This is a genomic window from Pseudomonas sp. LBUM1640 (assembly GCF_059716225.1).
Window position 1 is genome coordinate 3,888,460 of record NZ_CP166816.1, and the last position, 14,337, is coordinate 3,902,796.

Annotated in this window: 15 protein-coding genes and 1 pseudogene; 8 read left to right on the plus strand and 8 right to left on the minus strand. The window is 60.9% G+C overall.

What is annotated here, in order from left to right:
- Window positions 1-115: 115 nt before the first annotated feature.
- Both ACA065_RS17235 and ACA065_RS17240 read left to right on the plus strand, forming a co-directional pair.
- Window positions 116-931 (plus strand): alpha/beta fold hydrolase, encoded by an 816-nt coding sequence (locus ACA065_RS17235; protein WP_497690732.1) that lies wholly within the window; start codon window positions 116-118, stop codon window positions 929-931.
- Complete coding sequence (locus ACA065_RS17240; protein ID WP_497690733.1) at window positions 921-2,054, plus strand: PAS domain-containing sensor histidine kinase; 1,134 nt, start codon at window positions 921-923, stop codon at window positions 2,052-2,054. The genes ACA065_RS17235 and ACA065_RS17240 overlap by 11 nt, the downstream gene beginning before the upstream one ends.
- On the opposite strand, the gene dapF is transcribed toward ACA065_RS17240, so the two are convergent.
- A complete protein-coding gene (gene dapF, locus ACA065_RS17245; RefSeq protein ID WP_497690734.1) occupies window positions 2,051-2,854 on the minus strand; it encodes a diaminopimelate epimerase in 804 nt (267 codons plus the stop codon). The two genes, ACA065_RS17240 and dapF, sit on opposite strands and share 4 nt — an antisense overlap.
- Window positions 2,855-2,962: 108 nt before the next feature.
- Between dapF and ACA065_RS17250 the strand changes: the two genes are divergently transcribed.
- Both ACA065_RS17250 and ACA065_RS17255 read left to right on the plus strand, forming a co-directional pair.
- The gene (locus tag ACA065_RS17250; RefSeq protein ID WP_497690735.1) at window positions 2,963-4,009 is read left to right on the plus strand and encodes an alginate lyase family protein; all 1,047 of its coding nucleotides are present in this window, start codon (window positions 2,963-2,965) and stop codon (window positions 4,007-4,009) included.
- Between the two features lie 43 nt (window positions 4,010-4,052).
- The gene (locus ACA065_RS17255; protein WP_497690736.1) at window positions 4,053-4,577 is read left to right on the plus strand and encodes a P-loop nucleotide/nucleoside kinase family protein; all 525 of its coding nucleotides are present in this window, start codon (window positions 4,053-4,055) and stop codon (window positions 4,575-4,577) included.
- Here the strand turns inward: ACA065_RS17255 and ACA065_RS17260 are convergent.
- The gene (locus ACA065_RS17260) at window positions 4,574-6,175 is read right to left on the minus strand and encodes a L,D-transpeptidase family protein (RefSeq protein WP_497690737.1); all 1,602 of its coding nucleotides are present in this window, start codon (window positions 6,173-6,175) and stop codon (window positions 4,574-4,576) included. The two genes, ACA065_RS17255 and ACA065_RS17260, sit on opposite strands and share 4 nt — an antisense overlap.
- A gap of 39 nt (window positions 6,176-6,214) precedes the next feature.
- On the opposite strand from ACA065_RS17260, the gene ACA065_RS17265 reads away from it, so the two are divergent.
- Together ACA065_RS17265 and ACA065_RS17270 are read left to right on the plus strand one after the other, a co-directional pair.
- Entirely contained in the window at window positions 6,215-6,928 is a 714-nt protein-coding gene (locus tag ACA065_RS17265) for a murein L,D-transpeptidase catalytic domain family protein (protein ID WP_497690738.1), read from the plus strand.
- A 30-nt stretch (window positions 6,929-6,958) separates the two neighbouring features.
- Window positions 6,959-7,705, plus strand: coding sequence for a creatininase family protein (locus ACA065_RS17270; RefSeq protein ID WP_497690739.1), 747 nt, complete (start codon window positions 6,959-6,961; stop codon window positions 7,703-7,705).
- Between the two features lie 69 nt (window positions 7,706-7,774).
- Here the strand turns inward: ACA065_RS17270 and ACA065_RS17275 are convergent, their stop codons facing one another.
- The gene (locus ACA065_RS17275) at window positions 7,775-8,116 is read right to left on the minus strand and encodes a hypothetical protein (RefSeq protein WP_497690740.1); all 342 of its coding nucleotides are present in this window, start codon (window positions 8,114-8,116) and stop codon (window positions 7,775-7,777) included.
- A gap of 45 nt (window positions 8,117-8,161) precedes the next feature.
- Window positions 8,162-8,806 carry an ATPase gene (locus tag ACA065_RS17280; RefSeq protein WP_497690741.1) on the minus strand — a complete coding sequence of 215 codons (645 nt, stop codon included), beginning with the start codon at window positions 8,804-8,806 and terminating at the stop codon, window positions 8,162-8,164.
- A gap of 143 nt (window positions 8,807-8,949) precedes the next feature.
- On the opposite strand from ACA065_RS17280, the gene ACA065_RS17285 reads away from it, so the two are divergent.
- Window positions 8,950-9,195 (plus strand): hypothetical protein, encoded by a 246-nt coding sequence (locus ACA065_RS17285; RefSeq protein ID WP_497690742.1) that lies wholly within the window; start codon window positions 8,950-8,952, stop codon window positions 9,193-9,195.
- Between the two features lie 4 nt (window positions 9,196-9,199).
- On the opposite strand, the gene yfcF is transcribed toward ACA065_RS17285, so the two are convergent.
- The 3 genes from yfcF to ACA065_RS17300 all read right to left on the minus strand — a co-directional run bounded on the left by yfcF (window position 9,200) and on the right by ACA065_RS17300 (window position 11,579).
- Window positions 9,200-9,832 (minus strand): glutathione transferase, encoded by a 633-nt coding sequence (gene yfcF / locus ACA065_RS17290; RefSeq protein ID WP_497690743.1) that lies wholly within the window; start codon window positions 9,830-9,832, stop codon window positions 9,200-9,202.
- Window positions 9,833-9,986: 154 nt separating this feature from the next.
- The gene (locus ACA065_RS17295; RefSeq protein WP_497690744.1) at window positions 9,987-10,841 is read right to left on the minus strand and encodes a hypothetical protein; all 855 of its coding nucleotides are present in this window, start codon (window positions 10,839-10,841) and stop codon (window positions 9,987-9,989) included.
- Between the two features lie 195 nt (window positions 10,842-11,036).
- On the minus strand, window positions 11,037-11,579 hold the full coding sequence (locus ACA065_RS17300; protein ID WP_497695369.1) for a DUF924 family protein: 543 nt from the start codon (window positions 11,577-11,579) through the stop codon (window positions 11,037-11,039).
- 91 nt (window positions 11,580-11,670) lie between these two features.
- Between ACA065_RS17300 and ACA065_RS17305 the strand changes: the two are divergent.
- Window positions 11,671-11,922, plus strand: a pseudogene (locus tag ACA065_RS17305) (hypothetical protein); the annotation flags it as partial.
- A gap of 77 nt (window positions 11,923-11,999) precedes the next feature.
- On the opposite strand, the gene metE reads toward ACA065_RS17305, so the two are convergent.
- Window positions 12,000-14,288 (minus strand): 5-methyltetrahydropteroyltriglutamate--homocysteine S-methyltransferase, encoded by a 2,289-nt coding sequence (gene metE, locus ACA065_RS17310; protein WP_497690745.1) that lies wholly within the window; start codon window positions 14,286-14,288, stop codon window positions 12,000-12,002.
- Window positions 14,289-14,337: the final 49 nt, after the last annotated feature.

The following is a 14,337-nucleotide window of genomic DNA, read 5'->3' on the forward strand; positions in this document are numbered from 1 at the left end:
TTTCTTCTTGGAGTCACCGACTTTACCTTATCGACGTATAACGCGTGACCCCACGCCTGCGACTATCTAAACTGCGCCCACGCGCGCATAGCAAAACGCCATCCAGGAGGACGCCATGAACCTAGAGCACCGCAACAACGTCAGTGTGATGGGCAATGGGATGGCGACCCTGGTGTTTTCCCACGGGTTCGGCTGCAACCAAGCCATGTGGAATTACCTGGCGCCGCCATTCATTGATCGTTTCCGCGTGGTGATGTACGACTTGGTCGGTGCCGGCCTGTCGGACCTCGGTGCGTTCGACAAAACCAAATACAGCACACTGGACGGCTACGCCCAGGATTTGAACGAGATTATCGAAGCCTTTGCCACGGGCCCGGTGATCCTGGTCAGCCACTCGGTCAGCGCAATGATCGCCACCCTCACCGACCGCCTGGCCCCCGGGCGCATCGCCGCCCATGTAATGGTCGGCCCCTCGCCGCGCTACATTGATGATGCCGGTTACGTCGGCGGTTTCCAGCGCAGCGACATCGACGACCTGCTCGACACCCTCGACAGCAACTACCTTGGCTGGTCCAGCGCCATGGCCCCGGTGATCATGGGCGCCCCCGCCCAGCCAGCATTGAGCGCGGAGTTGCGCGACAGTTTCTGCCGTACTGAGCCCGACATCGCCAAGCAATTTGCGCGGGTCACCTTTATGTCGGACAACCGCCAGGACGTGATCGGCCTGACCACCCCGGTGCTGATCCTGCAATCGAGCGACGACCTGATCGCCCCGGTCGCCGTGGGTGAATACCTGCATGGCGTGCTGCCCAACAGTACTTACTGCCTGGTGGACAACATCGGCCATTGCCCACACATGAGCGCGCCGCTGGCCTGTGCGGCGGCCATGGACAGCTTTCTGGCGCCGTGGGCGATTGCCGATGTCGGCTGAGCTGTTCGACAACGCCGCCTGCGCCCTGGCCGTCACCGCTGAAGACGGCACGATCCTGCAGGCCAACGCGCGGTTCAGCGAATGGCTGGGGTTCAGCAGCGCTGAACTGTGCGGGCGGCGCTTTCAGGATTTGTTGAGCATGGGCGGGCGGATTTTCCACCAGACGCACCTGGCGCCCATGCTGCGCCTGCGCGGCAGTGTCAGCGAAGTGAAACTCGACATGCTGCACCACGACGGGCACAAAGTGACCGTGCTGCTCAATGGCAACAAGCGCGAAGAGGCTGACGCGGTGATGTTCGACCTGGCCTTGTTCGGCACCACCGACCGTGACAAGTACGAACGCGAGCTGCTCAACGCGCGCCACATGGCCGAAGCACTGTTGCAGGAAAGAACCGCCACCGAAATCGCGCTGCAGCAAGCCCAGGCCGAGTTGAGCGAGGCTTACGCCATTGCCCAGCGCCGTGCGCTGTTTGCCGAGCAAATGGTGGCGATCGTCAGTCACGATTTGAAGAACCCTCTTACGGCCATCCGTATGGCATCCGACTTTCTCGACCGTGGCGAGCGTACGGCCAAGGAGCATCAGTTATTGGGCCATATCGCCCAGTCGTCCGAGCGCGCCCAGCGAATGATCGCCGACCTGCTGGACTTCACCCAGGCCCGGGTCGGCCACGGTATCTCTATCAAAGCCGCACCGTTGGATTTGCACGCGGTAATTGCATGCGCCGTGGATGAGTTGCGCATGGCCTTTCCCAAGGCCACGTTGGCGCATCACGCCCAAGGCCAGGGCGATGCCTGCCTGGATGCCGACCGTGTGCAGCAGATCATCGGCAACCTGGTGGCCAACAGCGTGGCGTACGGCGACCTGCATCAACCGATCACCGTCACCTCCAGGCTCTACGATAAAGGCTGTGAAGTGTCGGTACACAACTACGGCGCGGTGATTCCCCAGGCGTTGCTGGCCGGCCTGTTCGAGCCCATGACCCGTGGCACCGACCAGGGCAGCGATGTGCGCAGCGTGGGCTTGGGCCTGTACATCGTGCGCGAGTTGGCCAAAGTACACGGCGGCGATGTGGCGGTGAGTTCCTGCGCCCCCCACGGCACGACGTTTACCGTGAAATTTTAGAAACCGTACGCGGTGCCCTGCATGATCGGTTCCACGCTGCCGGTCAATATCACACCGCCCTGCCCGTCCCACTGCACCATGAGCGTGCCGCCGTCGCACTGCACCTGCACCGTTTCATCCAGCAGGCCGCGTCGAATGCCGTTGACCACCGCCGCGCAACAACACGAACCGGAGCCCTGCGGCACACCACCGCCGCGCTCCCAGATGCGCAGGCGGATATGGCTGCGGTCCAGCACCTGCACAAAATGCACATTGGTCCTGGCCGGGAACAACGGGTGGGTTTCGAGTGCAGGGCCGACGGCTGCCACGTCGACGGCGGCGATGTCCTCCACAAAAAAAGTGCAATGCGGGTTGCCCATGCTGCACGCCGCCGGGTCGCCCTGGATGGGCAAGCTGCGGGTATCCATCGCCTCGGCCAGCGGCACGGCTGCCCAGCCCAGCGACGGCTCGCCCATATCGACCGACACCTGCTGCCCCGCCGCGCGAACGCATTTGAGCAAGCCACGGTCGGTGCGCAGCACAATCGAATCGCGGCCGGTTTCATGCATCAAACGGTCGGCGACACCCCGTGTGGCGCTGCCGCAGGTCTGCAGCGGCGTGCCGTTGGGGTTCCAGAACTTGATGCGCGCAGCGGCGTCATCGCAATCGAGAACCACGGCCAGCTGGTTGAAACCGATACCGGTGTGGCGATTGCCCAGGCGGCGGGCGATCTGCGCAGTGATCGGGTCGCCCTGGCCACGGCGGTCGATGATGATGAAATCGTCGCCGTGGGCATGCATCTTCACAAACGGCAAGGTCATGGGGTGTCCTAGAGGCGAACTGGGTGGGAGGTCAGCATACGGGAGTTTCATCCAAGCCGATTCGCCAGCGTGCTAGCGTGGGCGCGTTACGGTCCGGCAGAGCCCGCCATGCAAAAAACCACCCTCATTTTTACCACACTGCTCGTCGCGCTTTCCCACACCGCAATAGCAGCCGCGCAAGCACCGAGCCTGTGCCAGCCGGCCACGTCGAACCCGGTAGCTCAGGCGCTGCTGGCCGCCGCGCAACGGCACTTGGCAGACCCGCCGCATCCCCTGCCCCATCTGCACACCGAAGGCACCCTGCCTCACCAGGGAATCCGCGAGCAAAGTATCGCCACCGAACAGGATTGGCCGGTGATGCGCCAGGCGGCCCTGGCGTGGCGGTTAAGCAATGACCCGCGCTACCTCAAGCAAGTCGACGACTACCTTGCCGCATGGGCCGAGGTGTACCAGCCGGATTTCAACCCGATCGACGAAACCAACCTCGACATGCTGATCACTGCCTATGCGCTCACCGCCGACAGCCTGCGCCCGGCAACCCGCGAGGCCAGCCGTCGCCTGATCAGCACATTGGGCAACGGCTACATCGCGCGCATCGAACAATTCCACAGGCAGAAAAAAGCCACCCAGACCAATAACTGGCAGAGTCATCGCGTAAAATTGGTCACCGTGGCGGGCGCCGCACTCGGCGACCAGGCGATGCTTGAGCACGCCCATCAGCTGTTTAAACAGCAGATCGCCGATAACGTGCTGCCTGAGGGTTCGGTGACCGACTTTCAGGACCGCGACGCCCTGCATTACGTGGTCTACGACCTCGAACCGTTGGTGCAAGCCGCGCTGGCAGCCAAGCCCAACGGCGTCGGCGGCGACTGGCTGACCCTGCGCGCGAACGGCGCGTCCCTGGCGGCCGCCCTTGATTGGCTGGTGCCATATGCCAATGGGCAGCGCAGCCATCAGGAGTTCGTGCACACCCATGTGCAATTCGACAAAGACCGCGCTGGCGTGGGTGAAGCCGGTTACAGCGGCACCTGGCAACCCAAGAGCAGCGCGACGTTGTTCTGGCTGGCGGCGCAATTGGACAAGCGTTACTTGCCCGTGGCCACGCAATTGGCAGCGCAGCCGGCCGACTGGATCAGTGCCTGCTATTTGAAGTAAGCGCGGCTAGACTGGCCGCACTGCCCTTTGCAAAGGATTGACCATGCTCATTGTGTTCAGTGGCCTGCCCGGCACCGGTAAAACTACGCTTGCCAGCGAACTGGCACGCCGAACGAGGGCGGTTTACCTGCGTATCGATGTGATCGAACAGGCGCTGCGCAGTTCAGGCGTATTGGCCGGGGATGTGGGGGCCAGCGGCTATGGCGTGGCGAATGCGCTGGCGCTGAGCAATCTGCGCTTGGGGCAGATTGTGATTGCTGACGGCGTGAACCCGGTCAAGGAAAGCCGCGCGGCGTGGCGGGCAGTGGCTAGGGCGGCAGGTGTTGAGTGGCTGGATATTCAAGTTATCTGTTCGGACCACCAGGAACATCAGCGCCGTGTCGAAACCCGCGCGGGTGATATTGCCGGGCTGGCTCCGCCGACTTGGCCGTCGGTATTGGCGCATGAGTATGAGCCTTGGGATGAACCGCCGCTGACAGTCGACACCGCGCTGGTGACGGCGGATCAGGCCGTAGAGTTGATTCTGACGCACATCCAAGCCACAACAAGCCCGCTCGCCACACGTTAAAGCACTGCCCCCATCGCCTTCATCAACACCGGATCGCGCCCATAAATATCCGGCGCGTACACCAGCGCGCCCTGGCGGTCGACTTCCACCGTCCAGTACCCCAGCAACACCGGCACCGGCGTCGCCAGCCGGAATTCATGGGTCACCCCGGTGGCGAGCAATTCGTCGGTGCGCGCGCGTTCGGCCGGGGTTACCAGCAGGTCGCGCAGCAGCAACGGTTGCTCAACCCTCACACAGCCGGAACTGAACGCTCGCGGGCCTTTGGTAAACAGCGGCTGGCTGGGGGTGTCGTGCAAATACACCGAGTAGGGGTTGGGAAAGCGCATCACGATTTTGCCCAGCGGGTTGCGCGGGCCGGCGTCCTGGCGCAGGAGAATGTTGCCGGGGCGCGCCCAGTCGATCTGTTCAGGCGCCAGCGGGCGGCCCTCGGGGTCGAGCACTTGCAGGTTCTGCTGGCGCAAATATTCGGGGTTGAGGCGGATAGCCGGGAGTTTGTCCTCGCGCATGATGGTCGGCGGGATGGTCCAGGTCGGGTTCAGGGTCAACCGGGTAATGCGCGACTTGAGCAGCGGCGTCTGGCGTTCGGCGCGCCCGACTTGCAGGCGGGTTTGCCACACGGGGATGCCGCTCTGATAGACGCTCAGCTGCGCGGCGGCGACGTTGACCAGCACGCCTTCGGGCTCCAGGTCCTGGGCCAGCCAGCGGAAACGCTCAAGGTTGATGCGCAGTTGGTCGCGGCGCATCGCCGGGCTGATATTCAGCTCGGCCACGGTGCCCGCGCCGATCACGCCGTCGGCCTGCAAGGAATGGCTAAGTTGGAAGGCCTTGACCGCCTTGACCAGTTCGTCACGGTATTGCTTGCCATTGCCGGTGGGCGCCTTGGCCAGGTAGCCGCCGTGGTACAAGCGTTGCGCCAGCTCCGGCACGCGCGCATCGTCCATGCCGGGGCGCAGCAATGGGCCGCTGGTGACCGGGTCCCAATGCGGTAAGGGTTGCAGGCGCACGGTGGCATAGGCATTGCGCAAACTGCGATAAAGGTCGGCGCTGGGGCGCGCCTGGTCGAAGGCTTGGGCCATGTCTTGCAAGCCGCTGGCGGCGAAGGCCAGCACCTCGGTATTCGGGTCACGCGTAGGCGGCTGGGAATGCCACAGCGGTTCGAAGCGCGATTGCTGCAAGCGCCCGTAGTGCAGGTCCTGCAGGGCTTGCAAGTACTGGCGGCTGACGTCGATATCGCTGCACAGCACGTTCGCCGTGGCGTCCGCCGTGGGCAGGCTATAGTGGGTGGGGTCCAGGCCGTCGTCGGCCAGCATCAGCAACTGCGCGTGCAAGGCTTGGCGGCGATCATCGGCGGACCACAGCGGCACATCACCCTGCTGCTGGTACAACGCTTGCAAGCGCGATTGGGCCGCAGCGTCGATGTGCGGAGCGAGGCTGGGGCAAACGCTGGGTAACTGCGCGAGGGCCTGTTGCACCGGGGCCATTTGCAAAGGGCTTGGGGAAACAACCGGCACCTCACCCGCCGGCAGCTCATCGGCTGTCGCGACCAGTGGTGCAACGAGCAGGCAAATGCTCAAGTAACATGCGTGTTTTTTGAACAATTGACTTGGCTCCAATCCACAGCGGGGGACGCTTTGTAGATGCTGACTTTTATGTGCCGCTTCGGTTTGATCACCGTAACCCTGGCTACGCTGAGCAATTTTGCGCTCGCCGCCAATGGGAATCCTCCTAACTTGTATAGCAGCCTGGCGCGCTCGGCTCCAGAACTCAATCCCACTGTACTGAAAAGCGCCCTGAGCGCCGTGCAGTGCGCGGTCAATAACGGCGAGGAACGCTCAGAACGCCTGGCAGTTATTGACTACTCCCAACCCTCGACCGCTCGTCGGCTGTGGATCTTCGACTTACGTAAAAAGACCTTGGTGCTGCGCGACCTGGTGGCCCACGGGGCAAACTCCGGGGAAAACTTCGCCACCCAGTTTTCCAACCTCGAAGGCAGTCATCAGTCCAGCCTGGGTTTGTTCCGTACCCAGGAAAGCTACCTCGGCGCCCACGGCTATTCGTTGCGCATGGACGGCCTGGAGCCCGGCTTCAATGATCAGGCCCGCGACCGTGCGTTGGTGATTCACGCCGCCGACTACGTCAACTCTGCGTGGAGCAAGCGCGAAGGCCGCATCGGCCGCAGCCAGGGTTGCCCGGCCGTACGCCCGCAGGTGGCGCGCCAGGTGGTGGATAAGCTCAAGGATGGGCAGTTCATGTTTTCCTGGTATCCGGACCAGCGTTGGTTGAAGTCTTCAACCTATCTCAACTGCAAGCCCCAACAGGTGGCGAGTAGTCGTACAATCCGTGGTGGTTAGCCTGTCCCCACAGATAAAAGAGAGCGTCGCATGCTTCTACACCACTCCACCTGGATCGAGATCGGGCAGTTTCTGGAACGCAGCCGCACGGTAGTGATCCCCATCGGCTCCAACGAGCAACACGGCCCCACCGGCCTGCTGGGCACCGACTGGATGTGCCCGGAGATCATCGCCCAAGAGGCGCAAAAGAGCGCCGACATCCTGATCGGCCCGACCTTCAATATCGGCATGGCCCAGCACCACCTTGGTTTTCCCGGCACCATTTCCTTGCGCCCTTCCACCTTCATCGCCGCGATTGGCGACTGGGTGCGCTCGTTGGCCGGGCACGGTTTCGAGAAGATCCTGTTTCTGAATGGCCACGGCGGCAATATCGCCACCATTGAAGCGGCGTTTTCCGAGCTGTACGCCGAGGCCAGCTTCGCGCGGCGCCCGGCCGGTTTCGCGTTGAAACTGGTGAACTGGTGGGATCTGGAAGGCATTTGCGACCTGGCTCAGCGCCAATTCCCGGTCGGCCACGGCAGCCATGCCACGCCGTCGGAAATTGCGGTGACGCAGTGGGCGTATCCGGATTCGATCAAGTCTGCCGAGTATTCACCGCAAATCGCCAACACCGGGCCGATCCGCGAAGCGTTGGACTTCCGCGCACGCTTCCCCGACGGGCGCATGGGGTCGGACCCGGCCCTGGCGACGGTGGAAAAAGGCGCTGAGTTGGTGGCGTTGGCGGCCAAGGGCTTGGTCAAGACGGTCGGCAGCTTCAGCAACGAAGTGAAACCTTAAGCCCTGCGCATAACAAAATGTGGGAGGGGGCTTGCTCCCTCCCACATTGGAACTGTGTGTAGTCTTTAGTTACTTGCAATCCTGCGCCGCCAGCTCAAGCCGCGACGGCTTGATCGCCGAGGCCAGCGGCTTGCGCTCGTACAGGAACACTTTGGTGCCGTCCTGGGATTTGTAGGCCTCCAGCACGTCATCGGCGGCAATCTTGCTGGTCAACACCACCTTGGCGTGACGAGAGTTTTGCGTCACGGTCGAAGTGATGCCGTGTTTTTCAAGCTTGGGCAATACGCATTGCAGGTAGCTTTCGGGCGTTTTGTTAGTTTGCAGGGTCAAGGTCGGAGCGTTGGGAGCAGTGATACAACCGGTCAGCAACAAGGAAGCAAAAGCCAGGGCCGGGACGAAAAAAGAGCGCATAAACATTCCTGAAAATAACCAATAGGGTTCACATCGATCCGCACATCATCCGGCGCGGACCAGGGCCTTGAGCGACGCGTCGAACTGCTTCAACGCATCAAGCTGCACATCACGTTGCTGTTCAATCTGCGCGGCAATCTCGGGCGCCGCTTTGTCATGCACCCATACCGACGGCACCTGCTTGTGCACCGAACCTTCGGCTTTGGCGATGTATTGCAGGTCCGCATCATAGAAGCGTGCCACAAAACGCGCCTCGACCACGTCGTTGCGCTGGGTCAGCAGTTGGTTATGGGTATCGAGCATCACCACCACATCCGGGTGAGCCTGCACCAGTTCATCCAGGCTGCTATAGACAGTGACGATGCGAAAAGTGCCCTGCAATGAACTCATCAACCAATCAATCGCCAGTTCCGGGTCGGAACTGTTGACGAAGGCCTCACGGATGCGCCCGTCAAGGGCATCCTTGGCGCCGTTCATGGCCATGGCGTGGTAGCGTTCAAGGTAACTGAGGTTGTCGCGGGTGTTTTCGCTGTACAACACACCCACTGACTGCACGTGCTGCAGGGAGTCTACGCTACCGACGAGTGGCAGCAAATGGCCTGTACGCAGATCATCAGCAAATGCCGGGCTGGTCAGGACCACACTCCCGAACATCAGCATCATTAAACCCAGTTGGATAATCGTCCTCATCGCGCATTTCCTTGATCAGCGTCTCGATGGGCTGATTGTCCGCTTTTGGCACAAAAACAGAACGTGTGATCCTTGATGGTGACTATCATTTGAACCGATAGTGTCAGGTATCTCGACCTCTATAAAAATATAAGGACCCCACCATGAAGCCCCACCAGAAAACCTTCGACCGCATCCGCGAAGCCGTCTTGCCGGAGTTTCGCGAGCGGGTCGCCGATTACCTGGTCGACTATGAAACCGTGTTACAGGACGAGGCCGCCGACGCCGACCAGCGTTACGCCAGCGCCCAGCAACTGCGCGGTTACCTGCGCGGCTTGAACACTACGCGGGTGCTGGGCATGGCCGATTGGGAAGACCTGGACCGGCGCGTGGCCCAGGAATGGATGTAAACCCTTAGAGCGGTGGGCGTTGGAGGTTGACCCATGCCTGCACCGACGGCCGCTGCCATTGGCGCTGTGCGTATTCCACGCATTCGGCCGGCACACTGTCACCGTTGAGGATCAGACGATTGAGCATCACCGCCAAGTCAAGGTCGGCAATCGACCACTCGCCGAAAAGGTGTCGTGGGTTACCGGCCAACAGCGCCTGCGTCGCACTGATCAACTTGCTCGCCGCCGCTTCGGCCACACGCGACAACGGCGGCATCTTCTGCCCGTAAAACACCACCAGCGTCGAGCGTTCCTGGCGAATCGGCAGCAAGTCGCTGCGCAGCCACGCCTGCACCTGACGCGCCCTCGCCCGCTGCTTTGGGTCGGCCGGGTACACCGGCGTTTCGGGATAGGCCTGTTCCAGGTATTCGGTGATTGCGGAAGATTCCGACAGGGCAAAGTCGCCTTCCACCAACGTCGGCACACGCTGGGTGAGCGACAGTTGGGTAAAGTCCGCCGTCTGGTTTTGCGCGGAGTCCAGGTCCAGGGTGAGCGTGTCGAACGCCAGGCCTTTTTCGCGCAGGGTCACGAACACGGACATGGCGTAGGGGCTGGTGAATTGGGCATCTACATATAGGCGCAGCCGGGGCGAATTCATAGCGGGTCTCCTGAGGTGAACACCCAACCTACGAGATCAGCGGCAAGAATGACAATGCTTGCTTTTTATAGGGGTATTACCGGCAGGAATACCCGCAGTAGGCGTGCATGAACAGCCTTGCCACCTCACCTATCCGTATTAAAGTCCGCCACGACTATTTGTTCTCTAATACTTTATCAAAGAGATAAGCCATCATATTATTCAAGAATTTCTCTTGGCCGTTATCGACTGCAGTGCCTGCCACTTCAGCATGCATAAGATCCACATCACACATCGCAACCACTCGCTCCTCAGTACCCCCTACCGTCCAGAAAAGCACATTAGCACCGGCGGTCGCTAACACCCTGCTCCCCGAAGGAAGTTGTGCCGACGTTATTGCCATTGCTGAAGCCCCTTTTAGCGTCACGCCAGAAGAATCACCAAAATAACTGCTTAAATTTTGGGTCACAGAGGACACTCCGCTGTACTCCCCTAAAATAGAGCCAGCAAAGGAACCGGTATGTCCAAATTGCTTTAGAACAACAGGCCCTCCTGCACACGGAGTCACATCGAACGTCAATAGTACAACACCGCCTAACGCAGCATACTCTTTCAACCGAGCGGCTTCTGCTATGGTGAAATTACTGTTAAAGAGACCAATAGAAAGCACATCATACCCAGCTTTTAATTGAGCGGCCGTTAACGGTGAAGAAAGGACATCTTTTGATGCATCTAAAAAACGTACAGCCTCGATTTTATTATAAATCCCACTTACCCCATAATTGGAAGGCTCGTTAACTTGCACCAGCAATCTGGTATAACTGGGATTACCCACTGTGGGGCCGCAAAATCCAAACTTGATGACCGGCAATGCAACGGGCTTAACCGGCGCGGTTCGGCAGCAGTGATGATGATGGTGCACATGTACATGCACGTGCACCGCTGAGCTGTCGTCGCAGCAGTCATTATGGTGCTCATCACAACTCACGTTACAAGACACTTTACATGGAGATTGGTTTGAATCAGACATGATCGACACTCCCATGGCCGTGAGCGTTCACCGCACCGGCGGGTTGATAGTGAATACTCAGCGCTCAGCGGTTCCGAGGCTGACTCACTGGCACTACATACCTAACCCGGCGCTCAGTCTACTGTCATAAATAACAGGTTTTTCTGCACATAAACTCTGTTGAAATGCCCGAGCCCCTCGGCGTGATCAATCGCCCTAACCCGAGAAACCACCGGCATTCAGAAACTCCCGCTCTTGCACCGTGGTAGCCCTGGCCAACACCTCGTTGCGATGCGGGAAACGCCCAAACCGTTCGATGATCGCGGCATGCTCCCTGGCCCAGTAGTAGGTGCTGGCATCCAGGCGCTGGTTCAACGCCAATGAACGCTGCTGATCGGTCGGGTCTTCCGAGTGCTCAAACGGCAGATAGCAGAACGCCCGCAACTGGGGCTCGATCAACTGATCCAGCCCGGCGTCCACAATGCGCTGCGCATACAGACGTGCCAGCGGGTCGGTAGCAAACATATGCGCCGTACCGCGAAAGGCGTTGCGCGGGTACTGGTCCAGCAGGATCAGCAACGCCAGCGCGCCGTGCGCCGATGCCAGCCAGCCTTCCAGCTCGCGCCGGGCGGCTTGCATATGCGTGGTGTGGAAGGTGTCGCGAAACGCCGCGTCGAAGGCGTCGTCCTTGGCAAACCAGCGCTTGGGCCCCGCCTGCTTCCAAAACTCAATCACCGCCTCGGCCGGCTGCCCATTCATGTTCGTCATCATGCCTCCCTGTTCACCGCAGACAAAGCCCTGCTGATTTCATCATTGACGCCGTAAGAATCCATTAAGTTTCCGCTCTGGAGCCGCTCCTGCGTCGGGGCACTCGTCGGTGGTGCTCGGTGCTTACGGCTGGGCGTACATTAAGCCAATCCGCACGCTCTACTACAACATGAGCATCAGCATCGAGGCGCTGGGGCTGATCGCGGGCCAGTGGAGCTCAAGGGTGATTTCCGGGGGGGTTATCGCCAGCCTGAACGACAGCGTCGGGACGCTCGGCTACATCATCATTCGCAACACTGCCTATCCAATGTGGGAGCGGGCTTGCCCGCGATAGCAGCGTGTCAGTGCCGAATGTGCTGGCTGACCCACCGCAATCGCGGGCAAGCCCGCTCCCACATTATTTATCTCGTGTTAGGCCAATTCATTCCGCAGTTGCCGCGCAGCGGTCACCATATGAATCAACGCCGCTTCGGTCTCCGGCCAGGCACGGGTTTTCAAGCCGCAGTCCGGGTTGACCCACAGGCGCTCGGCCGGAATCCGCTGGGCCGCCTTGCGCAGCAGGTTGGCCATTTCCGACGCATCCGGCACGCGTGGCGAGTGAATGTCGTAGACGCCTGGGCCGATGTCGTTCGGGTAAGCAAAGGCTTCGAACGCGTCGAGCAGCTCCATGTCGGAACGTGAGGTCTCGATGGTGATCACGTCGGCGTCCATCGCCGCGATGGACTCGATCACGTCGTTGAACTCGCTGTAGCACATGTGCGTGTGGATCTGGGTTTCGTCGCGCACACCGCTGGCGCACAGGCGGAACACTTCGGTCGCCCAGTCCAGGTAGTGCTGCCACTGCGCCTGGCGCAACGGCAAGCCTTCGCGGAAGGCGGCTTCGTCGATCTGCACGATCTTGATGCCGGCCGCTTCCAGGTCGACCACTTCATCGCGGATCGCCAGGGCGAGTTGACGGGCCTGCACTTCGCGGCTCACGTCTTCGCGCGGGAACGACCACATCAGCATGGTCACCGGGCCGGTCAGCATGCCTTTCATGACCTTGTCGGTCAGGCCTTGGGCGTAGCGGATCCACTCCACGGTCATGGCTTGCGGGCGGCTCAGGTCGCCAAAGATCACCGCGGGCTTCACGCAACGCGAACCGTAGCTCTGCACCCAGCCGAAGCGGGTGAACACGTAGCCGTCGAGTTGCTCGGCAAAGTACTCGACCATGTCGTTACGCTCGGCTTCGCCGTGTACCAGCACGTCGAGGCCAAGGTTTTCCTGCACTTCGACGGCGTGCTTGATCTCGCTGTGCATGGCTTGGACGTATTCGGCTTTGCTCAACTTGCCGGCCTTGTAGGACTGGCGGGCCAGGCGGATCGACGCGGTTTGTGGGAACGAACCGATGGTGGTGGTCGGGAACAGCGGCAGGTTCAGGCCGGCGCGTTGCTTCTCGATACGCTGGGCAAACAGCGACTGGCGCTGGCTGTCCTTGGCGGTAATCGCCGCCACACGGGCTTGCACCTCAGGCTTGTGGATCCGTGGCGAGGCCGCACGGGCGGCTTGCACGGCGCGGCTTTCAGCCAGGGCGGCGAGCACATTGGGGGCTTCTGGCGCGTTGACGGCCTGGGCCAGCACCGCGACTTCCGAGCACTTCTGCACGGCGAAGGCCAGCCAGCTTTTCAACTCGGCATCCAGTGTGTCTTCGCGGTGCACATCAACCGGGCTGTGCAGCAGCGAGCAGGACGGCGCCACCCACAGGCGATCACCCAATTTCTCATGCGCGTGCTGCAAGGTTGCCAGGGCTTTTTCCAGGTCGCAGCGCCAGACGTTACGGCCATTGACCACACCCAGGGACAACACTTTATACGCCGGCAAGCGATCAAGAATGGTCGGGTACTGATCCGGTGCGCGCACCAGGTCGATGTGCAAGCCATCCACCGGCAGGTTAGCGGCCAGGCCGAGGTTTTCTTCCAGGCCACCGAAGTACGTGGCCACCAGTTTTTTCAGCGGGTCGCGCTGGATCTGGTTGTAGGCACGCTCAAAGGCGTTTTTCCATTCTTGAGGTAGATCGAGTACCAGGATCGGCTCGTCGATTTGCACCCACTCCACGCCCAGGTCAGCCAGGCGCTGAAAGATCTGGCCATACAACGGCAGCAAGCGGTCGAGCAGGTCGAGCTTGTCGAAGTCGCCGCCCTTGGCCTTGCCCAGCCACAGGTAAGTCAGCGGGCCGATGACGACAGGCTTGACGTTATGACCGAGGTCGCGGGCTTCTTTGACCTCTTCGAACAGCTGTTCCCAACCCAAGTGGAAGTGCTGGTCGGCGCTGAATTCAGGCACCAGGTAGTGGTAGTTGGTATCGAACCACTTGGTCATTTCCTGGGCGTGGGCACCGCCGCAGCAGCTGTCGCTGACGCCACGCGCCATGCCGAACAGCGTGTGCAAGGTGGCTTTGCCATCGGCTGGGCGGAAGCGCTCGGGGATCACGCCGAACATCAGCGAGTGGGTCAGTACCTGGTCGTACCAGGCGAAGTCACCGGCCGGCAGCAGCTCGATACCGGCCTGTTTCTGCAGCGCCCAGTGAGTTTTGCGCAAGTCACGGCCAACCGCACGCAGGCCGGCTTCGTCGAGTTCGCCTTTCCAAAACGCTTCCTGCGCTTTTTTCAGTTCACGATCGCGTCCAATGCGCGGAAATCCAAGGGAATGAGCGACTGCCATGACTTACAACTCCAATGTCGATATTGATGGCAGCCATTGTCGACAGACA

Coding starts and splice junctions, on each gene's coding strand:
- dapF (WP_497690734.1), bottom strand. CDS start 2,854: ATGACCTTGCCGTTTGTGAAGATGCATGCCCACGGCGACGATTTCATC.
- yfcF (WP_497690743.1), bottom strand. CDS start 9,832: ATGAATTCGCCCCGGCTGCGCCTATATGTAGATGCCCAATTCACCAGC.
- ACA065_RS17265 (WP_497690738.1), top strand. CDS start 6,215: ATGCTGACTTTTATGTGCCGCTTCGGTTTGATCACCGTAACCCTGGCT.
- ACA065_RS17235 (WP_497690732.1), top strand. CDS start 116: ATGAACCTAGAGCACCGCAACAACGTCAGTGTGATGGGCAATGGGATG.
- ACA065_RS17280 (WP_497690741.1), bottom strand. CDS start 8,806: ATGAGGACGATTATCCAACTGGGTTTAATGATGCTGATGTTCGGGAGT.
- ACA065_RS17295 (WP_497690744.1), bottom strand. CDS start 10,841: ATGTCTGATTCAAACCAATCTCCATGTAAAGTGTCTTGTAACGTGAGT.
- ACA065_RS17300 (WP_497695369.1), bottom strand. CDS start 11,579: ATGAATGGGCAGCCGGCCGAGGCGGTGATTGAGTTTTGGAAGCAGGCG.
- ACA065_RS17275 (WP_497690740.1), bottom strand. CDS start 8,116: ATGCGCTCTTTTTTCGTCCCGGCCCTGGCTTTTGCTTCCTTGTTGCTG.
- ACA065_RS17285 (WP_497690742.1), top strand. CDS start 8,950: ATGAAGCCCCACCAGAAAACCTTCGACCGCATCCGCGAAGCCGTCTTG.
- ACA065_RS17240 (WP_497690733.1), top strand. CDS start 921: ATGTCGGCTGAGCTGTTCGACAACGCCGCCTGCGCCCTGGCCGTCACC.
- ACA065_RS17270 (WP_497690739.1), top strand. CDS start 6,959: ATGCTTCTACACCACTCCACCTGGATCGAGATCGGGCAGTTTCTGGAA.
- ACA065_RS17255 (WP_497690736.1), top strand. CDS start 4,053: ATGCTCATTGTGTTCAGTGGCCTGCCCGGCACCGGTAAAACTACGCTT.
- metE (WP_497690745.1), bottom strand. CDS start 14,288: ATGGCAGTCGCTCATTCCCTTGGATTTCCGCGCATTGGACGCGATCGT.
- ACA065_RS17250 (WP_497690735.1), top strand. CDS start 2,963: ATGCAAAAAACCACCCTCATTTTTACCACACTGCTCGTCGCGCTTTCC.